Origin of the sequence: Bacillus sp. ok061 (assembly GCF_900108285.1) — a bacterium.
Taxonomy (GTDB): domain Bacteria; phylum Bacillota; class Bacilli; order Bacillales; family Bacillaceae_G; genus Bacillus_A; species Bacillus_A thuringiensis_S.
The window spans coordinates 1-19,456 of the sequence record NZ_FNUW01000011.1 but is presented as its reverse complement, the minus strand read 5'-3'; the positions used below and the strand labels follow the sequence as shown (position 1 = coordinate 19,456).

The window sequence follows — 19,456 nt, the reverse complement described above, 5'->3', positions numbered from 1 at the left end:
ATGTGATTACTCATAAAATGAAAAAGAACGCTTCACCTTTTCAAGTATGTACCAAACGGAAAAAATATCTCTGTATAACTTTTTAAAAGAATTCAGCTTGTTTTTTTATATGTAATATTGCATATCAGAGTGTATTGATAAAAGTGTAAGGGGTCACTATAATGAGGGCATAAAGATAAATCACATTTTCGTAGCAAGAAAAAGGAGGAAATAATATGGAAATCGCAATGGCAGTTTTAAAATTTGTAGGTGGCGTAATTCCGTTAATTCAAGAACTTTTAAAAGTATTTATGTAAGTTTATTAGTTAGCTATCATTTATCAATCATTATCATATTTTACTAAAAAAAGAACGGGGTGATTTTTCTGAATATTAAGAAAAACACTAAAAGAAGAAAGTTCCTTGCATGTTTATTAGTTAGTCTATGCACTATTAATTATTCATCTATTTCCTTCGCAGAAACACAAGCAAGTAATGCAACTGATGTAACTAAAAATGCTAGTGGCATTGATACTGGTATAGCAAATCTTAAATATAATAATCAAGAGGTTTTAGCTGTAAATGGTGATAAAGTGGAAAGTTTTGTTCCGAAAGAAAGTATCAATTCAAATGGTAAATTTGTAGTAGTGGAACGCGAGAAAAAATCACTTACAACGTCACCAGTCGATATTTCAATTATTGATTCTGTAGTGAATCGCACGTATCCAGGAGCTGTACAACTTGCTAATAAAGCTTTTGCAGACAATCAACCGAGTTTATTAGTGGCTAAGAGAAAGCCTTTGAATATTAGTATAGACTTACCGGGCATGAGAAAAGAAAATACAATCACTGTCCAAAATCCGACATATGGTAATGTAGCTGGAGCAGTAGACGATTTAGTATCTACTTGGAATGAAAAGTATTCTACAACACATACGTTACCTGCAAGAATGCAGTATACGGAATCTATGGTTTATAGTAAATCACAAATAGCAAGTGCTCTTAATGTTAACGCTAAATATCTTGATAACAGTCTAAACATTGATTTTAATGCAGTTGCAAATGGAGAGAAAAAAGTGATGGTAGCGGCGTATAAGCAAATATTTTATACGGTAAGTGCTGAACTACCTAACAATCCATCCGACCTTTTTGATAATAGTGTTACTTTTGACGAGTTAACTCGAAAAGGCGTAAGTAATTCGGCTCCACCTGTTATGGTTTCAAATGTAGCTTATGGTAGAACGATTTATGTAAAATTAGAAACAACATCTAAGAGCAAAGATGTACAAGCTGCTTTTAAAGCCTTACTTAAGAATAACAGCGTTGAAACAAGTGGACAGTATAAAGATATTTTTGAAGAAAGTACCTTTACTGCTGTAGTATTAGGCGGAGATGCGAAAGAGCATAACAAGGTTGTTACTAAAGATTTCAATGAAATCCGAAATATCATTAAAGATAATGCTGAATTAAGTCTTAAAAATCCAGCATACCCAATTTCATATACAAGTACTTTCTTAAAAGATAATGCAACTGCTGCTGTTCATAATAATACAGATTATATTGAGACGACAACTACAGAATATTCAAGTGCTAAAATGACACTTGATCATTACGGTGCATACGTTGCTCAATTTGATGTATCTTGGGATGAATTCACATTTGACCAAAAGGGTAACGAAGTACTAACACATAAAACATGGGATGGTAGCGGAAAAGACAAAACGGCTCATTACTCTACAGTTATCCCTCTTCCACCAAATTCAAAAAATATAAAAATTGTAGCAAGAGAATGTACAGGTCTTGCATGGGAATGGTGGAGAACAATTATTAATGAACAAAACGTTCCATTAACAAATGAAATTAAAGTTTCAATTGGAGGAACAACATTATATCCAACTGCTAGTATTAGTCACTAGTTATAAAAAAAGCGCCCTATAAGTAGGACGCTTTTTACTCTTTCCAAAATTGTTCTAATAGAATGACAAGCATGGTACCCACAAGTAAGCCATTACTTAAAACATATTGTAAGGAAGAAGGAATTCCGCTAAATGCATTTTCTGGAAGAAACAATATTCCTAAACTGATTAATAATGAAATTCCTAATATAGTTAATCGGCGTTGATTTACTGCTTCACGTAAAATGGATTGAAATGAAATGCCTATTACTTGGACAAATGTTGCTAAAAGTGCAGCATTAGCAATAGGCCCTGGTAGCAAGGATATAAAGTTTACAATTGAGGGAATAAAAGAAATCCCTGCTAATATAAGACTTGCTATAAGGAACGACTTCACTTTTCTTTGTCCTGTTAGTTGGATAAATCCTGCTGATGCAGGTAATGGTACAATTCCAATTGTAGAGAACAACGACGAGATAATATGTGATATACCTCCGACCCATACACCACGGTTCAGTGTTTGCCTTTCATTTTCTTTAGATAATTGAGCCACTTGTTTTACAGCCGAAATAGCAGCGATTGTATTTGCAACTAAAAGAAATGTAAATAAAGTTGCAGTTAGAGTCATTCCAATATCGAATCTAGGTGTGTCCCAAGCAAATATCTCTGGTAACTTAACTAGCGTTGTGTGCGAAGGCATATGAGATGATTTTCCTAATACTGCATACAAAAGCCAACCGCATGAAATTCCAAGTAATACAGCGTAACTTTTCATCCATCCTTTCCCTTTAATTGATAAGAAAGTAATAAGGGCAAAAACAAAGAGAGCAATAGTAGCTGTTGTATAGTCAGGATGAGTTGCAGATCCTTGTAATCCTATCATTCCTTTTAGTAACACACCACTAAGCTGAAATGCTAAGATTAAAAGAAAAGTTCCTGTAACTAAAGGGGTAAATAAACGTAAGATTCGATGAACAAGCCCTGTTATACCAAGAATGAAGAGTAATATACCTGAAATAATTAATCCACCTTCTAAAAGTTGCAACACGTCTTTTACACTTTGTCCCTGATGCATAGCGATTTGTCCCAATATGACAAATATACTTACCCATGAACCGGCTGGCCCATCCGCGATGGGATAGCGATGCCCAAACCATACTTGTATAAATGAACTTATTCCTACAACTAAAAAAGTTCGCTGCATTAATGTTGAGACATCCTCTATTGGTAAATGGAATATGCCACCAATAATTATAGGTAATGCAATTGTATTTGCTAATAGAAACACAAACCATTGTAGAATATTAAAGCTCGTATCAAAGCATTTTTTATTCATATTATTCTCCTTTGCCGAAAAAGAATCTCATATTAAAAATCCATCCTTTCTACACAGTTAGATTAAAAAGGATGGATTTTGTAAATCTATAAAATCAATTTAATTATATAGATAGATTTTTAATTAATTACCATGCACGGAATGGTAAGAATTTACCGTTAAGTGTAATCACGATACGAGGATCGCCACCTTTTGGATCTTCTTGTGTATCAACACCCAAGTTGAAGTTAATTGCACTCATTACACCTTCGCCGGCTTTTTCTAAGATTAATTCTCTAATAGTTGGTGCATATTGTAACATCATTTCATATAAACGATATGCAATCGGGTCCGTAGGAGGCATTTCCATTACTTGACCGCGAAGTGGAACTACTGTTAATGCTTGAACTACTTCTTCATCTAATTCTAATAGTTTACCAATTTTTTCTGCTTCTGGACGTGTCATTGTAGCTTGTCCTAATAACGCTGTTACAACCCAAGTCTCAGAGTGTTCACTTATTTTTGCAATTTCTTCCCAAGTTAACCCTTTTTTAATTTTTGCCGCTAAAATTTTTTGCGTAGCTTCTTGTCTATTCATATCTAATACTTGTTTTTTCATATCTCATAACTTCCCTTCATATACGTGATAATTATTATTTTGTTTTACTATTTAACGCTTTATATCCATCAACCACTACATCTAGTTTACCTGTGTGAGGGTCAATAACTAAACCATGTACAGGAACATCTTTTGGGATAAGTGGATGATTTCTTACTAAATCAACATTAGCTTGCGTTGAGTCGCAAACATCATCGAATCCGAATAACCATTTTTCAAGGTCAATACCAGCATATTCAATCGCTGATAAAATTTCTGATGAAGCTACTCCGCGATCTAATATTTTTTGAAGTGTTCCTTTTGGATTCGTTTGGCTCGCGCCACATCTATGGTGTCCAATAAGGAAGATTTCATCTGCATTTAAATCGTATACTGACGCTACAACACTTTGCATAACACTATCGAAAGCAGAAGCAATTTTACCACCTGCATTTCTGATAACTTTTGCATCACCATCGTGTATATCTAAAGCTTTTGGAAGTAGCTCAATTAAGCGAGCATCCATGCAAGAAACAACAACCATACGTTTTTTAGGCATTTTTGTCGCTTCACGAGGAGCGTATTCCTTATTTTCTACAAAATGTTCATTGAACGATAGAATTTCTTGTAATAACATATTTGTAACCTCCTTTAAATCTAGATGTATTTTTTTGTTGTGTCCTCTGTGTTATAAGTAAATATAGCTGATAAATAATGTGATGTAAGAGGATAAACTAAGTATAGTGAATTGTATCGATAAGCAGAATAAGTTGGCGAAACACTTTCGGGCTTTCTACTTTCACGGTGAAAGGATTGGTTTATATCATTGATCAAACAGATTTTGAGATACTGAAATTATTAGGAGAAAACTCAAGAATACAATGGAAAGAACTTGGCCAAAAAATACATATGACGGGGCAAGCTGTAGGAAATCGAATTCGAAGATTAGAGGATTTAGGGATTATTGAACAGTATACAATTGCAATAAACCGAATCAAATTAGGGCAAGTAGTGACGGCATTTGTTACTTTGTTCGTAACAACAGCTAATCACCAAGAGTTTATGAATTTCTTTCAAGGAGAAGAAGGGATTTCTGAAGTACACCGTATAAGTGGTGAGGGGTGTTATTTATTAAAAACACATTTTGCTTCCAACGAAGACTTAGATAACTTTCTAGGACGACTATTAAAATACGGGAACTATCGTGTTAACTTATCAATAGGAAAGTTGAAATAAGGTTTCTTTTCTTTGGAGGAGATAGTAACATTATTTGCTAAACTTTATTTGTATAGAGATAATGAAGTCGTTTAATGTTTATCTTAAATAGTCAGAGCCTTACTACAATTTATGTGTAGTAAGGCTTTTTAAAGTTGTTATATTCAACAATTAAGCTGAAGTGTTGAGGGGGGATATGAGACGATTTCTTTCAAGAGAATCATAAATAATTTTGTCTTAAGAAAGATCTTGCAACTCAGTACAGGATCTTTAATTAAACATTTTTAAAAGCTAAATTGTGGTTTCATATCCCCTTTATAAGGTTCATGTTCAACGAATATAGTTATATCCTTACCAGCTTGGTCTTTACCAGTTCTTTTATACGTAAATTTATTCTTATTTAGTTCAGTAAGTTCAAGAGCAGCACCATATTTATTATTTCCAATTGAAACATGGGCTCTTATTTTATTTTCGTGTACAACATCGAAGTAGCCATAATCACCGCGGCTTTGACCTGTTTCGCTATTGAAGAACTCATATTTATTAGATTTGGCATCAAATTTTGCTAGACTTATAAAATTCGAATTAAACTGTGTTACATCGTTACCAGTTTCATCTAATACCTTTGTTCCGTGCCAAAGGGTGCCGCCCAAAATTTTATCTCCATCAACGTTTTTAACAATATCGCCTGTAGTCGTGTTCAGCTGCTTGTCCGGATCAGTGAAAGAAAGTTCTTTTTCTTTATATGGAATATGTTCAACGAAAACTTCTACATCTTTACCATTAGCGTCTTTCCCTATTCGTTTATAAGTAAATATATTTTTATTTAGTTTTGTCATGTCAACGACAGCTTGATACTTCATTGATTCTGAAATTAATATTCTCTTCTTCCCATCATTTGTGACAAAGAAAGTTCCTTTATCACCACGACTTGCACCTGTTTTAGCATCAAAAAATTCATATCTTCCTGACTTCGCATCATATTTTGCAAGACCAATGAAGTTTGCATTCTCTTTTGTTAAGTCATTCTTATCTTTGTCATACACTCGTGTACCTTGCCAATTTGTCTCGCTAAGAATATCAGCCATTTTTTGCCCTTTAGTTAATTTATTTTCCTTTTTTGTTTCTTTAGCAACTTGTTCTTGTTTTTGTTTACTATGATTTTCTTCAGCTTTAGTACCAGCACACCCTGTTAATGCTAATGTGAATCCGAGCAGTACGGATGATAGTGCTTTTGTTTTTTTGTTCATGTTTTATCGTCTCCTTATTTTATGATTTTAAGTAGCACGGTTTGCGATTATAGTAGCAGTGCGTCATATATGAACTTAGTTGCTACGTTTCTTATGTTAATACCCGACTATAAACTGCCTCTAAATAAAACATTAAAAAAAGATAAACTAATTCCTAAAAAATGTTCATATTTATAAAAAATCGCTAGCCTGTTGTAGTGCCTGCGAGTAATCCCAAAAATACATTATAATGAAGAAGGAAAGTCGCTAACAATAATGTAATTCCTAATGGAGCCAATCGATTGTATTGCAAAACTTTTGAGAAAAACTGTAGGGGAAATGAAGATTTTATAGAATTCGTTTCGTATAGGAAGGGGATGTCCATGTTTGATTCAACAGATTTTAAGATTATACAATTACTACAAGAAAACGCTAGAATGAACTGGAAGGAAATTGGGGAGATAGTACATTTGACTGGTCAGGCTGTTGGGAAACGAATTAATAAATTAGAAGAAGCAGGTGTCATTCAAAAATATACGATAAATATCGACAGGGCTAAGCTGGAAGGATCTATTATGACCTTTGTTACACTATTTTTGCATGCACCACACTATCATAATAAAATTCAAAACTTTTTTGGAAAAACGGATGTAATTACTGAAATGTATCGTATAAGCGGCGATGGGTGCTATGTCATGACTCTTCACACATCTTCGCATCAGCAATTAGAAGAGACTCTTGCAGATGTTTTACATTATGGTGATTATCGTATAAATACGGTCATTAAGACAATGGAAAAAAAGAAAGAATAAGATATTTATCCTTTCTTTTTTTTATGGGACTGTAATTTTTTATTTGCTTTTGTTTATAAAACAGTTTGCTGACATGACTGTTGCATAAATATCACCAAACTCTAATGCACTCATGAACGATTGATGAGCGTGTACTGCGGGGATTAGATTTCCTTGAAATTCTAAATCTTTTGTCGTACAAGCATCTTCAATTACAATACATTGAAATCCGAAGTCACTGGCAGCGCGTACTGTTGCATCAATACATACATGAGTCATCATACCGCAAATGACTAGTTGATCTATTTTTTCTGTCTTTAATGTTTCTAATAAATTTGTTCTTAAAAAACTGTTAGGGTGATGTTTTTGAATGACTCTTTCGTTAGCAATCGGTTGTACATTATTATGAATTTGAACACCTACTGTTTCGGGTAAGAAGAAAGTAGCTCCTTCATTGTTCGCAATATGTTGTACGTGAATAACTGTTTTATGCTTTTCGCGAAATACTTTCAAAACTTCTTTCGCTTTTTGTGCGGCTTTTTCAGGTTGATGTAATTCCATATTGCCACCTTCAAAGTAATCATTTTGTATGTCTACTAATAGTAACGCTTCGTTCATCGTTATTCCCCCATACTTAGTGATTCAGCACGTTATTTGTACTGTACCGTTATTATATAAATTGTAGCTATGCGGAAGTAATAACGTTATGAAACGATTTTAACGTATATAGTTTCATTGTGAAAAAAGTGAAAGTTGGTATAAGTACAAATGGATTTTGTGGAATTCACGGCAAAGTTATAGATAGAGTGGCGTTGTAGGATAAAAACCATAACTTTGCTGGAGGATCGGGTTATGGTTTTTTTTGAGGAAATGCGATTTTAAGTTTTTGCTGAAGGTGTTTTTCTAGGATATGCTGTGAGTGATTGGAGTGAGGTAATGTCGGATATTGTCGACCGATCGATATATTAGAAAAATCGTTGATATATTGTGAGCTATGATAGATATATTGAAAAAATCGTTGATATATTGTGAGTTATGATAGATATATTGAAAAAATCGTTGATATATTTGTAAAGGGGTGTTTGAGGTGATTGTGAAAGAGAGAAAAATGCCGATTTATATAAGACAGTTAGAAGCACTTCTTAGAAGGTTACCTGTACATCATCCGAAACGAAATTTAATTGGAGAAAACTTGGCAAAACACATGGCGGGGTATAAAGGAGAGCAAGCGATTGATTATCCGCTTAGTTTTATTTCTGAGAAAGAGTATAGTGTTTTACATGATGTTCGCTTATCTAATCATGATCAATACTTTCAAATTGATACTATTATCATTTCCACAAAGTTTCTTCTGTTTCTTGAGATAAAAAATATAGCAGGTACATTAATATTTGATACAAAGTTTAATCAACTTATCCGAATAACAGAAGGAAATTCAGAGGGATTTCCAGACCCTGTTTTACAAATAAAAAGGCAGGAAATACAACTTAAAAAATGGTTAAGCTTACATGGATTTTCTTCTAGTCTTCCAATCGAGTCCCTCGTTGTTATTAGCTCGCCTCGTACCATTATAAAATCTTCAGATGACAATCTTCTTCATACAATTATTCATAGTGCAAATCTACCTCATAAAATAAAGTGGTTTGAAAGTAAATATAAGAGAAAAGTTATAGATAATGTAGATAGGCTCATTCATCAAATAATAGCGGAGCATTCTCCACTTCAACAAAATATACTTGAGCAATATAAAATAGAAAAAGAGGAGTTGCTAAATGGAGTACAATGTGAGAAATGCTTAGTTATTCCAATGGTTAAAGTTAAGAAGGGTTGGCGTTGTACAAGTTGTAAAGATTTTTCAAAAGTGGCACATGAGGGTGCTATACGAGATTATGCATTGCTCATTAGTAAGACATGTACGAATGGTAATTTGAAAGAGTTTCTCCGTGTTTCGTCAGGTATGGTTGTAAACAGAATTCTCCACACACTAAATCTGCCCTACACTGGCAACAACAAAGGACGAATATATGATTTAACTTCTTTCCAATCATAATTTTGCTATAATAAATAAGTACTTATACGAAGGGGAGTCTAAAGAGAAAATGAAGTCATTTAATATCGATCATGTTATAGCTAGTGTTTTGCAATGGATATTAAATATAGCTTTAATTATATTATCCATTGTGTTATCGATTTTTTTAGTGAATGAGACGATCACATTTGTGCAGTATATTTTTTCGTCAAAAGAGTATACGTCTTATAAATTGGTTGAAAGTATCATCGTCTATTTCTTATACTTCGAGTTCATTGCATTAATTATTAAGTATTTTAAATCGAATTATCATTTCCCGTTACGTTATTTTATTTATATCGGAATTACGGCTTTAATTCGATTAATTATTGTGTCTCATGAGGAACCGATGGAGACGTTATTATACGCAGGAGCAATTCTTGTTTTAGTTATTGCTTTATACATATCGAATATGAGAGATTTGAGAAAAGAGTAGTAGTGCAGACGTAAGTTTGCACTACTTTTTTATGTGGAATTTTCCACCCTATGATTTTGGGGCTGTAATCAAATGAATAGTGTCAGGACATTCTAATTTATAAGTTACTTTGTTGTCTTCAATATCTTTCTTTATCTTTTGACATGTAGTATTCGAATATTGTATCTCTTGGTTTTCATTATGTTTCTCATTTGTTTTTGTGTAGTCGACATCATAATAGACGGAGGTAGATTCCTTTTCTTTTTTTACAGTTAAATCAATAATAATAGGCTCGTTCTTGTTATTAAATTTAGTAATTCTAACTGAATCGTCTTTATTTGAATTATAGTTTTTTACGAAAGTATCTAATTTCTCTATGTTATAAACTTCATCGTTTTTCTCAATAATATCACCACGTTTTTTGGAAGCCTCAAAAGTATATGTCTCGTTTTTATCGTTTTTTTGCTCATTATTAGTACAACCAATAAGAGTAAATAGGGCTAATGAGATTACAGATAACGCATACTTTCTATATTGTATTCTCATGGATTCAGCTCCTTTTCTTAATTTTTAACGATGATATATTTATAATTTTATTTTATCTTACTGAGCTTTTTGGAAAGCAAAAAGACTGTTCTTTTTTCGTTAAATTACTGTAAATACCTACATTCTTTATTAATTAGTTATAAATTTCGGCATAATATTTTTACATTAGTTTTTACATCTTGACCTTCAAGTTGCTTGAAAGTTTACAATGAAATTAGGGCGTTTGAAATCGAAAAAAATCGAGAAATTAAGTGAAGAGGTTTCTTTTACTTGGAGGTTATAGGAATGAATCAGGAATTGAAGTTACGTCCATTGGAACGAGAAGATTTAAAGTTCGTACACGAACTGAATAATAATGCGCATATTATGTCATATTGGTTTGAAGAGCCATATGAGGCATTTGTAGAGCTGCAAGACTTATACGATAAACATATACATGATCAAAGCGAACGCCGATTTATCGTTGAGAAAGACAATGAAATGGTTGGATTAGTTGAGTTAGTAGAAATCGATTATATTCACCGTAGAACAGAATTCCAAATTATTATTGATCCGAATTATCAAGGATATGGTTATGCAGCAGAGGCGACGCGTTTAGCGATGGATTATGCTTTCGCTGTATTAAATATGCATAAGATATATTTAGTTGTGGATAAGGAAAATGAAAAAGCAGTACATGTTTATAAAAAAGTTGGATTTATGGTAGAAGGTGAGCTTATCGATGAGTTTTTCGTTGATGGTAACTATCATAATGCGATAAGAATGTGTATGTTTCAGAAGCAATATTTTAAAAGCAAGTAGTTGAAAGATTCGGAAGTAATGTTGACGCTTCGTAAAACCGTATGCTAAAATCCCTTTTAAGTATTAAGGAAGGTGCAGAATATGCTTTATATAAAATTTGTAAAACTCATTAGAAAACTTTGCTCCGCACAAATGTATACGGTGAAGCGTTGTACGGAGCTTAATCAAGGGGTATAAATCCCCTATATTCATCGGCTGAATAACTTTTCTAAAAAAGTATAGTTTATCTATGCTTATTTCGTTATGGTTTTTCAGCTGGTGTATAAAATAGATTAAGGGGCCATAGACAATGCTTTGTCTATGGCCCTTTGTGTATATTATTCCGATGAGTCTTTACCGTAAATTGGAGTAGTATAGGAAAAACCACGAAGCAGAGGGCTAGTGTCGAATGACGCTATCTCTCTGCTTTTTTTAATTTCAGGAAAAGAGGAATAAAAATGAGTTTACTTAAAGTTGAAAGTTTATCACATAGTTTTATAGATAAAGTATTATACGAGAATGCTTCTTTTGATTTGCATAAAGGGGAGCATATGGGAATTGTTGGGCAGAATGGTACAGGAAAAAGCACATTAATGAAAATATTGGTGGGGGAAATTATTTCTGATAAGGGAGACATAAAGTGGCAACCTAACATTCAAATTGGGCATCTTGATCAATACGCTGAAATTGATGAGGGTTATACCATTTCACAATATTTAAAGAGAGCTTTTTATGATTTGTATGAAATGGAAAAGAGAATGAACAAGTTATATGAAGAAAGTGCGATGACTGGAGATGAGAATCAACTACTAAAAGCGGCTGAAATGCAAGAGCAGCTTGAGGCTCGTGATTTTTATTCAGTAGACAGTATTACGAATAAGGTGGCAGCCGGTTTAGGTATTGATGCGATTGGGATGGATCGTGTTATTGGTGAATTAAGCGGAGGGCAGCGTGCAAAGGTAATTTTAGCGAAGCTCTTATTAGAAGAGCCTAATATTTTATTACTAGATGAACCGACGAATTTTCTCGATAAGGAGCATGTGGAGTGGCTTGCTAATTATTTAATGAATTTTGAAGGAGCATTTATTGTCGTGTCACATGATTTTGATTTTCTGGAAAAAGTAACTTCTTGTATATGTGATGTAGAGTTCGGAACGGTGAAGAAGTATTACGGAAAATATTCAGATTTTGTAAGACAAAAGGAGCATTTACGAAAAGATTATATTCGCCAATACCATGCACAGCAAAAGAGAATTGAAAAAACGGAAGAGTATATTCGTAGAAATATTGCTGGGGTGAATTCAAAAATAGCGCAAGGTCGTAGAAAACAATTGGAGCGTATGGAAAGAATTGCGCCACCAAGTTTTACTCATAAACCGTCTATTCATTTTCGGGAACTTCCCATTTCAGTTCAGACAGTTCTTGAAGTAAATAACCTTGAAGTTGGTTACGATTTTGCTCTTTTACCCAAGTTGAATTTTTCAGTAATGGGTGGGCAAAAATTTGTTATTACAGGTTTCAATGGAGTAGGGAAATCTACTTTATTAAAAACAATCGTTGGAAATATTGCTAGTATTTCTGGAGAGTTTCACTTTTCAGAGCAAATAAAGATTGGATATTATGAGCAAGATTTAAATTGGAGCGATGATTCTTTAACGCCGCTTCAAATTATTTCAGAGCAGTTTCCTAAACTGAATATGAAGGAAATACGCCATCATTTAGCTGCGTGTGGTGTGAAGGATACGCACGTTTCGCAAGAAATTCGTACGTTAAGTGGTGGTGAACAATCGAAGGTGAAACTGTGCGGATTATTACTATCACCTTGTAACTTCTTAATTTTAGATGAGCCGACAAATCATTTAGATGCAGAAGCGAAGGAAGCTTTGCAAAAGGCGCTAATTAAGTTTAAGGGCAGCATTATACTCGTATCTCACGAAGCAAGTTTTTATCTTGATTGGGCAGATAGCATCTTTGATATAGAGACAGGATTAGTTAAGGGGGTGGGAAACATATGAGTGAAAACAATTGGAAAACGAAAATTATATTATTTTTGACCGCTCAAACTATTTCGTTGTTCGGTTCCTCTCTCGTGCAATACGCGATTATATGGTATATCACCCTTACAACATCATCAGGAGTGATGTTGACCATTTCAACTGTTTGCGGTTTTCTACCACAAATTGCGATATCTTTGTTTGCAGGTGTTTGGATTGATCGTTATGACCGTAAAAAGATGATTATGTTATCGGATGGGGTTATAGCGATTGCGACGTTAGTTTTAGCAAGTTTATTTTTAACAGGATATAAAAGTATTTGGTTACTTTTTATTGTGTTACTCATTCGTTCAGCTGGAACAGGGGTACAAACGCCAGCTGTGAATGCATTAATTCCGCAAATCGTTCCGAAAGAGTATCTTATGAAAGTAAATGGAATAAATAGCAGTATTACATCTTTAATTATGTTTCTTTCTCCAGCAGCAAGCGCTGCGATTCTTTCTATTGCTGGCATTGAAACGACATTTTTTATTGATGTTATTACGGCTGTGGTTGGAATTAGTATTATGTTTGTTATTCAGGTGGAAGGACATGTGAATGTAGAGAGTAAGCAAAAATCTAACCTACAAGGAATTAAAGAAGGGTTCTCTTATTTAAAAGAAAATGTATTTATTAAAAGGCTAATCGTTTTATTGATTATCGTCATGATTTTAATAAGTCCAGCTGCTTTTTTAACACCTTTAATGGTAACTCGTTCTTTCGGGGCCGAAATGTGGAGACTTACTGCTAGTGAGATGACCTTTAGTGCGGGTGCGGCAGCTGGTGGCGTATTGATTGCGGCGTGGGGTGGTTTTCGTAATCGTATGCATACAACAGCGCTAGCTTGTGCATTATATGGACTGCTTATGATTGGACTCGGAATAGCACCGATATTTACTATGTATTTAGTATTTAATTTTTTAATTGGTATAACAATGCCGTGCTTCAATACACCAGTTACTGTGTTATTGCAGGAGAAAGTAGAACCATCGATGCACGGACGGATGTTTAGCCTTGTACAAATTGCGAATTCATGCGCGCTTCCTTTAGGAATGATAATATTTGGTCCGTTGTCGGATATGTTTAGTGTAGAGATTTTGTTAATTTATGCTGGGATATTCGTGCTATTTTGCGCAATGTATATTGTATTAAGCAAGAGGTTTGAAGTGTAAATATTTATAATTTAGAAGGTTTGCGAAGTGATTTAAGATGCTTCGTAAACCTTTTTGTTATTAGTTTAGTCAATAATTATTTATTGTTAAACAATAAATAATTATTGACTGTTAATGTTGTTTTAGATAATATGATGTTAACGATCTAAGGAGAATTACATGAGTAGAGGAGAATGTGAAATGAAAAATAAATACGTAGTAGCTATTTCTTTAATGATTTTAGCGATTCTTTCTTTAACTATACATGCTTCAAACAGTAAAATAGGAGCGGATGGATTCCTTGAAGAACCTTTCTTTTTCCTAGTACCGATAAGTTATGTATTGTTCCTTAGTGGTATTGGTGTATTACTATTTGGATTTATTACTTCAAAGCTGAAAAAGGGCAATAGATAGGAGCTACCAATAGGGACAAAACACTCACTATGAAATAGAAACATACCATATGGAAGAAAAAGAATAAGTGAGATGAATCATGATGAATCATTATTTTTATAATGGTAGACAAGTAGGAGCAGCTATTACGCTGGCTGGGGCACAAGGGACAATTCATGCTGTGAATCAGGCTATTCAAATGCAGCAACAAGCATATTTTGCACAAATGATGCAAAGTCAGTATATGCCGTATTCACAACTTCCGATGCAAATTGTACATTACGATGTACATCCAGCGGGTTTATTTTCCATTCCATATGGCGGGACATACTTCTTATGAAAGAAAGCGACTGGTTAGAGTCGCTTTTTTTTATATTCCGCCTAGCTTCATTCCAAGGAATGCGAAGAGGATACCAATTATGTAAGTAGCGCTTAAGTATAAGAGGAAAGTGCTAATATTTTTTCGATTGAGAAGCTGAACAGATTCTAATTTAAACGTCGAAAATGTAGTGAATGCGCCCATAAATCCAGTACCTAATAATAGTTGCCAGCCTGTAGTGACTCCGTTGCCAATTATATATCCAAGTAAAAATGCCCCTGTTATATTAATAAGGAATGTAGCAATTGGAAATTGTGTTTTATTTCTTTTCTTAAACCAATTGCTAATTGCAAATCGTGTAATCGCACCGAAAAATCCTCCTGTTGCTACTAATAAAGCTTCTATCATGAGTAATCACCTTCCGTAAGAGATTTCTTAATTAAGAAATCTCCAAGTGTATAGCCAAGGCCAGACATAATGAGGCCACCAAGTATGCTACATGATACATATAAGAAGGCTATGCTCCACTCAGAATGATTGATCAATTGCACAGTTTCTACACTAAATGTTGAAAAAGTCGTAAAGGAACCGATGAATCCAGTCCCGATGCCTGTGATAACCTCTGAAGGTAAGAGGTTTAGCCGAGCGATATAAGTAGTTAGCCACGCTAAGAAGAAGCAACCGATTAAGTTAATGAGTAATGTTGCTAATGGAAATGAATGATGCCAAAATGTGGTGATATTAAGGCCTAAATAATAACGAGAAAGAGCTCCTAATATGCCAGCAATGCCAACGATAATATAAATCAATTTTCTCACCTCTTTAAATAGCTTGCTCAAAAAAATAGACTCCTACCAGTATGTATACTGGTAGGAGTCATTAGCTAAGCAGCGTTTATGGCGAACTCCATCGCCTATGATTATTACATATAGTGTACTAAATATATCGTTTAATTTCCAGTGAGGAGGTGGGTGTAAATTTTCTTTTTTTTTGATGTCTGAAGGTTTTTTAAGTAATTAAAATGGGATCGATTACTTATCAACTAAATATAGTGATATACAGTTTTAATTATGGTAAAATGTTTCTTATGTGTGTCGTTTTATTTCATTTGACTGAAAATAAAGAAAAATAAATTCGCGTGAAAAGGAGTCATTTATTTGAAGAAATTTTTAAAAATCGTATTTACATGTGTTTTAGTTTTAGCAGGCATTGTAGGAGGATTTCTAGCGTATATGACACTTACTAAAGAACAGCCTGCTGATGTTATAAGCTTGAAGGTGGAGAATAATAAGGAGCGCGTATTAGCGACTGGAAATGAATTTAAAGTTACAACATTTAATATTGGATATGCTGGGTTAGATAAGGACCAAGATTTCTTTATGGATGGTGGAAAGGGATCTGGTTCAAGTAGTAAAGAGCAAACGGAAACTAATTTAAAGAATATGCTTTCGTTTTTACAAAATGAGAATAGTGATTTTGCGCTATTACAAGAAGTTGATATAAAGTCACTTCGTTCATTTGATGTAAATGGACATGAATTTTTGAAAAAAGGATTACCTGATTATGTTTCGTCATTTGGCAAGAACTATGATACGAAATGGGTTCCAGTGCCAATAACAAATCCAATGGGATATGCGGAGGCTGGATTAAGTACGTTTTCTAAATACACTGTTCAAGAAGCGAAGAGGTTCCAGCTTCCTGGAATGGAGCCTTGGCCAAAGCGTTTGTTTGATTTAGATCGAGCAATTGTGGAATATAAAATTCCTGTTAATAATGGGAAACATGTTAGACTCGTAAATTTACATTTGTCTGCTTATGATGAAGGCGGGAAAATTAGAAAACAGCAAGTAGAGTATTTAAAAGAATATATGAACAAGCATTATGAAAATGGTGATTACGTAATAATGGGTGGAGATTGGAATCAATTAGTTTCAAACGCTCAATTAAGTGATCCGAAGTTTGTGAAAGAGCGTCCTGAGTGGTTAGTAGAGTTACCGAAGGACTTTACGGACGGTGGCTTTAAGTGGGCTGTAGATCCGTCTGTTATGACTGTGAGAGATGATGTAAAGAAATATGTAGAAGGTGAAAATTTCGTCACTATTATTGATGGCTTTATCGTTTCACCGAATGTAGAGATTGTAAATGTACAAGGGAAAGATTTAAAGTTTGAAAATAGCGATCATAACCCAGTGAGTGCGGTATTTAAACTGAAGTAATTGATATGTATAAGTAGAAGGTGGGGCTTCATATGGAGTGGTTAAAGAGGACTTGTTTTTCTAACCTTGAGAAAGAATCACAGAAAAATCATTTATTACTGTTTATAACGATTTGTAGTTTCTGCCTTGGGATAATCGCGATTGGGTATTATGGATATATTTTTACAGAGAGAGCAATAGCGTTTTGGATTTGTGGTATTTCTGTCGTTGCATTTGGAACGCTTTTTACTTTTATAAAAAGTATGGAATCAGCGTATAAATATATCATGACATTTATGTTGCTTACCATGTCTTACATCATGGTACAAGCTTTTAATGAAAGCCCGGCTGTATTTCAAATGGTCTATTTTACATTAGCTGTTTCACTTATTTATTTAAGTGAGCGCCTTATTTTAATTCTTGGCGGGGTAGCTGTTGTAATCACATTTATCCTTTGTAGCTATTGGCCGGAGCAATTTTTTGCTTATACAGCCTCGTCTGAAGCTGCTAATTTTGCAAGTTTGTTAGCGATTGTAACAATTGCTATGTGGGGCGTCACGAAAATTGGTTCTAATCTGCTCCTTCGTTTAAGTGATGAGAAGCAAGAAGTAATGAGAAAAGCTCAGGAGCTAGAAGAGACGCAAAGATTTATTGAAGAAACAGTTGTGAAACTAGATAGTAATTTCAATCATTTAAGGCAAAATATGAACACGTCGATGGAATCGATGAGTGAAATTAATTTTGCCTTTGAAGAGGTAGCAGTTGGTACGCAATCACAATCAGAGATGATGTATCGTTCGGTAGAGGTATTGAATGATATGGAGGGAAATATTGAACAAATCATCTCTCAAGTAAGAACTGCATCGGCTCGTGTGGATGAAAGCTTAGACATTTCAAAAGGTAGTGTACATACTTTAAGAAATTTTGAAGCTAACATGAGAAGTTTAAATGATGTTGTTTCACAGTCTGGAATTATATTTAGAGATTTAATGATGCAATCGAAACAAATTAATGAAATTGTAGATGTAATAACGAATATTTCAAGTCAGACGAGTTTGCTAGCTTTAAATGCAAATATTGAAGCTGCGAGGGCAGGTGAGCATGGAAAAGGTTTTGCTATTGTAGCGAGTGAAGTGTTAAAGCTTGCTGAAGAATCAAATCGTTCTGCGGGAAGAATTCAAGGGATTTTGAAGGAGTTTAGTAATCAAGCAAGTAAGGTAGAAGTGCAGGTAGAGAAGTCAGAAAGAGTACAAGAAGAGTGTAACGAAATGTTAGCAAGCGTTTTAACAAACGTAACTGATTTAGGGAAGTTTATTGATGCGATTAATAAAGTAATGCGAGAGGTTGTTGTTCATCAAGAAAGTTTCCAAGTTAAAACGACGAATATTGTAAAGGATGTTACGCATGCTTCTAACGTAATTCAGCAAACTTCTACAGCTACAGAAGAAGTGCTAGCGAGTGTGGAAGAAGAAAAACATCGAAATGATATATCGGTGAAGACGTTACATACTGTTAGCGAGCAAGTGAAGTTACTAGAAGATATTCTAGAAAAGTAATATTTCTTGAAAAGGGCACACTATGTGTGCTCTTTTTTCATTTAAATGAATACTTGATAGTAATTTAATTGCTTTTCTGCGCGTTTTCTGCCAAGCTTAAGGAGATAAAGTGAGACTAATACCTACTGATTATTAGTTGAACCTCGCAAATAGCGGGATAAAATACTTCAAAGAAAGAATTATATAGGTGACGAATATGATTGAAGTTAAGACTTCTGAACTTAGTGATGGAGAATTTAATAGAGGTGTATTTGCAACTCGTGATATTAAAAAGGGTGAGTTGATTCACTCAGCACCAGTTATCTCTTATCCGAATGAACAGCATGAACACATTGAAAAAACGTTACTTGCTGACTACGCATTTGAGTATGGGGTAAATCATACGGCATTCCTGTTAGGATACGGCATGTTATTTAATCATGCATATAATCCGAATGCAACGTATGAAATTGTCTTCGAGAATCATACTTTTAACTTCTTCGCGTATAAGGATATAAAAGCGGGAGAAGAAATTTTAATCAATTATAATGGTGAAGTGGATGACGATGAGCTATTATGGTTTGATAAGGAAAAAGAAGAGAACGAAAAATAATTTAATGAGTATAGAAAGAGCACATTCTGTGGAATGTGCTCTTTTCAGGCTGTGGAGAAAGTCTTCTCCACAGCCTGTTTTTGTGTCTGAACCTCTTTTTATGTGTCAACACTGATAAAAAGAGGTAAAGGAGAGATTTTTTATGATGGGTGCTTTAAAAAATCATCGTGATGAACGTGTATCTGTTTCTGTAGAAGAGTTGGTTCCACAAGATCATTTCCTTCGTGCGATCGAAGCGACAATTAGTTTTGATTTTATTGAAGAGAAGTTACGCCCTTATTACTGTGAAAACAATGGACGTCCGTCAATCCATCCTATCGTTTTATTTAAAATGATGTTTATTGGATATTTTTACGGTATTCGTTCGGAGCGTCAATTGGAAAAAGA

At 34.1% G+C, this 19,456-nt stretch carries 22 protein-coding genes and 1 riboswitch; of the genes, 14 read left to right on the top strand and 8 right to left on the bottom strand.

The window, feature by feature from the left end; translation table 11 throughout:
- Positions 1–355: 355 nt before the first annotated feature.
- A complete protein-coding gene (alo, locus tag C4S65_RS15895) occupies positions 356–1,894 on the top strand; it encodes an anthrolysin O/cereolysin O family cholesterol-dependent cytolysin Alo (protein WP_000576728.1) in 1,539 nt (512 codons plus the stop codon).
- A 34-nt stretch (positions 1,895–1,928) separates the two neighbouring features.
- Here the strand turns inward: alo and C4S65_RS15890 are convergent, their stop codons facing one another.
- The 3 genes from C4S65_RS15890 to C4S65_RS15880 all read right to left on the bottom strand — a co-directional run bounded on the left by C4S65_RS15890 (position 1,929) and on the right by C4S65_RS15880 (position 4,423).
- Entirely contained in the window at positions 1,929–3,209 is a 1,281-nt protein-coding gene (locus C4S65_RS15890; RefSeq protein ID WP_086407214.1) for a purine/pyrimidine permease, read from the bottom strand.
- A 127-nt stretch (positions 3,210–3,336) separates the two neighbouring features.
- A complete protein-coding gene (gene cynS / locus C4S65_RS15885; RefSeq protein ID WP_042973444.1) occupies positions 3,337–3,786 on the bottom strand; it encodes a cyanase in 450 nt (149 codons plus the stop codon).
- A 55-nt stretch (positions 3,787–3,841) separates the two neighbouring features.
- Positions 3,842–4,423: a carbonic anhydrase gene (locus tag C4S65_RS15880; RefSeq protein ID WP_000926482.1), complete on the bottom strand. Its 582-nt coding sequence runs from the start codon at positions 4,421–4,423 to the stop codon at positions 3,842–3,844.
- A 167-nt stretch (positions 4,424–4,590) separates the two neighbouring features.
- On the opposite strand from C4S65_RS15880, the gene C4S65_RS15875 reads away from it, so the two are divergent.
- Positions 4,591–5,022 (top strand): Lrp/AsnC family transcriptional regulator, encoded by a 432-nt coding sequence (locus tag C4S65_RS15875; protein ID WP_002008929.1) that lies wholly within the window; start codon positions 4,591–4,593, stop codon positions 5,020–5,022.
- A 263-nt stretch (positions 5,023–5,285) separates the two neighbouring features.
- On the opposite strand, the gene C4S65_RS15870 is transcribed toward C4S65_RS15875, so the two are convergent.
- Positions 5,286–6,251, bottom strand: coding sequence for a DUF4822 domain-containing protein (locus C4S65_RS15870; RefSeq protein ID WP_001036623.1), 966 nt, complete (start codon positions 6,249–6,251; stop codon positions 5,286–5,288).
- 362 nt (positions 6,252–6,613) lie between these two features.
- On the opposite strand from C4S65_RS15870, the gene C4S65_RS15865 reads away from it, so the two are divergent.
- Positions 6,614–7,042, top strand: coding sequence for an Lrp/AsnC family transcriptional regulator (locus C4S65_RS15865; RefSeq protein WP_225988051.1), 429 nt, complete (start codon positions 6,614–6,616; stop codon positions 7,040–7,042).
- A 39-nt stretch (positions 7,043–7,081) separates the two neighbouring features.
- On the opposite strand, the gene C4S65_RS15860 is transcribed toward C4S65_RS15865, so the two are convergent.
- The gene (locus C4S65_RS15860) at positions 7,082–7,639 is read right to left on the bottom strand and encodes a cysteine hydrolase family protein (protein WP_001001090.1); all 558 of its coding nucleotides are present in this window, start codon (positions 7,637–7,639) and stop codon (positions 7,082–7,084) included.
- A 475-nt stretch (positions 7,640–8,114) separates the two neighbouring features.
- Between C4S65_RS15860 and C4S65_RS15855 the strand changes: the two genes are divergently transcribed.
- Both C4S65_RS15855 and psiE read left to right on the top strand, forming a co-directional pair.
- Entirely contained in the window at positions 8,115–9,071 is a 957-nt protein-coding gene (locus tag C4S65_RS15855; RefSeq protein ID WP_086407219.1) for a nuclease-related domain-containing protein, read from the top strand.
- Positions 9,072–9,120: 49 nt separating this feature from the next.
- Entirely contained in the window at positions 9,121–9,525 is a 405-nt protein-coding gene (psiE, locus tag C4S65_RS15850; protein WP_000834709.1) for a phosphate-starvation-inducible protein PsiE, read from the top strand.
- A gap of 48 nt (positions 9,526–9,573) precedes the next feature.
- Here psiE and C4S65_RS15845 read toward each other — a convergent pair whose 3' ends face one another.
- Positions 9,574–10,050, bottom strand: a complete 477-nt coding sequence (locus C4S65_RS15845) for a DUF4362 domain-containing protein (RefSeq protein WP_001222628.1) — start codon at positions 10,048–10,050, stop codon at positions 9,574–9,576.
- Positions 10,051–10,335: 285 nt separating this feature from the next.
- Here C4S65_RS15845 and speG point away from each other — a divergent pair, with 285 nt between their 5' ends.
- From speG to C4S65_RS15820, 5 genes are all read left to right on the top strand, one after another.
- Positions 10,336–10,851, top strand: a complete 516-nt coding sequence (gene speG / locus C4S65_RS15840) for a spermidine N1-acetyltransferase (RefSeq protein WP_103945287.1) — start codon at positions 10,336–10,338, stop codon at positions 10,849–10,851.
- 437 nt (positions 10,852–11,288) lie between these two features.
- Positions 11,289–12,845: an ABC-F family ATP-binding cassette domain-containing protein gene (locus tag C4S65_RS15835; protein WP_086407215.1), complete on the top strand. Its 1,557-nt coding sequence runs from the start codon at positions 11,289–11,291 to the stop codon at positions 12,843–12,845.
- Positions 12,842–14,035, top strand: coding sequence for an MFS transporter (locus C4S65_RS15830; RefSeq protein WP_061666147.1), 1,194 nt, complete (start codon positions 12,842–12,844; stop codon positions 14,033–14,035). Before C4S65_RS15835 ends, C4S65_RS15830 begins: the two co-directional genes overlap by 4 nt.
- 159 nt (positions 14,036–14,194) lie before the next feature.
- Complete coding sequence (locus C4S65_RS15825; protein ID WP_061666146.1) at positions 14,195–14,428, top strand: DUF3955 domain-containing protein; 234 nt, start codon at positions 14,195–14,197, stop codon at positions 14,426–14,428.
- Positions 14,429–14,507: 79 nt separating this feature from the next.
- Positions 14,508–14,747 (top strand): DUF3947 family protein, encoded by a 240-nt coding sequence (locus tag C4S65_RS15820; RefSeq protein WP_000980956.1) that lies wholly within the window; start codon positions 14,508–14,510, stop codon positions 14,745–14,747.
- A 30-nt stretch (positions 14,748–14,777) separates the two neighbouring features.
- Here the strand turns inward: C4S65_RS15820 and crcB (C4S65_RS15815) are convergent, their stop codons facing one another.
- Both crcB (C4S65_RS15815) and crcB (C4S65_RS15810) read right to left on the bottom strand, forming a co-directional pair.
- Positions 14,778–15,134 (bottom strand): fluoride efflux transporter CrcB, encoded by a 357-nt coding sequence (crcB, locus tag C4S65_RS15815; protein WP_061666145.1) that lies wholly within the window; start codon positions 15,132–15,134, stop codon positions 14,778–14,780.
- A complete protein-coding gene (gene crcB / locus C4S65_RS15810; RefSeq protein WP_000639316.1) occupies positions 15,131–15,535 on the bottom strand; it encodes a fluoride efflux transporter CrcB in 405 nt (134 codons plus the stop codon). Before crcB (C4S65_RS15810) ends, crcB (C4S65_RS15815) begins: the two co-directional genes overlap by 4 nt.
- A gap of 54 nt (positions 15,536–15,589) precedes the next feature.
- Positions 15,590–15,649, bottom strand: a riboswitch (Fluoride riboswitch).
- Between the two features lie 234 nt (positions 15,650–15,883).
- On the opposite strand from crcB (C4S65_RS15810), the gene C4S65_RS15805 reads away from it, so the two are divergent.
- From C4S65_RS15805 to C4S65_RS15790, 4 genes are all read left to right on the top strand, one after another.
- A complete protein-coding gene (locus C4S65_RS15805) occupies positions 15,884–16,942 on the top strand; it encodes an endonuclease/exonuclease/phosphatase family protein (RefSeq protein WP_000714046.1) in 1,059 nt (352 codons plus the stop codon).
- A 32-nt stretch (positions 16,943–16,974) separates the two neighbouring features.
- Complete coding sequence (locus C4S65_RS15800) at positions 16,975–18,477, top strand: DUF4077 domain-containing protein (protein ID WP_000455071.1); 1,503 nt, start codon at positions 16,975–16,977, stop codon at positions 18,475–18,477.
- Positions 18,478–18,673: 196 nt separating this feature from the next.
- Entirely contained in the window at positions 18,674–19,069 is a 396-nt protein-coding gene (locus tag C4S65_RS15795) for an SET domain-containing protein (RefSeq protein WP_000573651.1), read from the top strand.
- A 142-nt stretch (positions 19,070–19,211) separates the two neighbouring features.
- Positions 19,212–19,456 (top strand): transposase (locus C4S65_RS15790; protein WP_142391538.1); only part of this gene is annotated, 245 nt, incomplete at its 3' end.

What these genes read in the sequence shown, in the direction of transcription:
- C4S65_RS15890 (WP_086407214.1), bottom strand. Translation starts at nt 3,209, where the DNA reads ATGAATAAAAAATGCTTTGATACGAGCTTTAATATTCTACAATGGTTT.
- cynS (WP_042973444.1), bottom strand. Translation starts at nt 3,786, where the DNA reads ATGAATAGACAAGAAGCTACGCAAAAAATTTTAGCGGCAAAAATTAAA.
- C4S65_RS15880 (WP_000926482.1), bottom strand. Translation starts at nt 4,423, where the DNA reads ATGTTATTACAAGAAATTCTATCGTTCAATGAACATTTTGTAGAAAAT.
- C4S65_RS15870 (WP_001036623.1), bottom strand. Translation starts at nt 6,251, where the DNA reads ATGAACAAAAAAACAAAAGCACTATCATCCGTACTGCTCGGATTCACA.
- C4S65_RS15865 (WP_225988051.1), top strand. Translation starts at nt 6,614, where the DNA reads ATGTTTGATTCAACAGATTTTAAGATTATACAATTACTACAAGAAAAC.
- C4S65_RS15860 (WP_001001090.1), bottom strand. Translation starts at nt 7,639, where the DNA reads ATGAACGAAGCGTTACTATTAGTAGACATACAAAATGATTACTTTGAA.
- psiE (WP_000834709.1), top strand. Translation starts at nt 9,121, where the DNA reads ATGAAGTCATTTAATATCGATCATGTTATAGCTAGTGTTTTGCAATGG.
- C4S65_RS15845 (WP_001222628.1), bottom strand. Translation starts at nt 10,050, where the DNA reads ATGAGAATACAATATAGAAAGTATGCGTTATCTGTAATCTCATTAGCC.
- speG (WP_103945287.1), top strand. Translation starts at nt 10,336, where the DNA reads ATGAATCAGGAATTGAAGTTACGTCCATTGGAACGAGAAGATTTAAAG.
- C4S65_RS15835 (WP_086407215.1), top strand. Translation starts at nt 11,289, where the DNA reads ATGAGTTTACTTAAAGTTGAAAGTTTATCACATAGTTTTATAGATAAA.
- C4S65_RS15830 (WP_061666147.1), top strand. Translation starts at nt 12,842, where the DNA reads ATGAGTGAAAACAATTGGAAAACGAAAATTATATTATTTTTGACCGCT.
- C4S65_RS15825 (WP_061666146.1), top strand. Translation starts at nt 14,195, where the DNA reads ATGAGTAGAGGAGAATGTGAAATGAAAAATAAATACGTAGTAGCTATT.
- C4S65_RS15820 (WP_000980956.1), top strand. Translation starts at nt 14,508, where the DNA reads ATGATGAATCATTATTTTTATAATGGTAGACAAGTAGGAGCAGCTATT.
- crcB (WP_061666145.1), bottom strand. Translation starts at nt 15,134, where the DNA reads ATGATAGAAGCTTTATTAGTAGCAACAGGAGGATTTTTCGGTGCGATT.
- C4S65_RS15800 (WP_000455071.1), top strand. Translation starts at nt 16,975, where the DNA reads ATGGAGTGGTTAAAGAGGACTTGTTTTTCTAACCTTGAGAAAGAATCA.
- C4S65_RS15795 (WP_000573651.1), top strand. Translation starts at nt 18,674, where the DNA reads ATGATTGAAGTTAAGACTTCTGAACTTAGTGATGGAGAATTTAATAGA.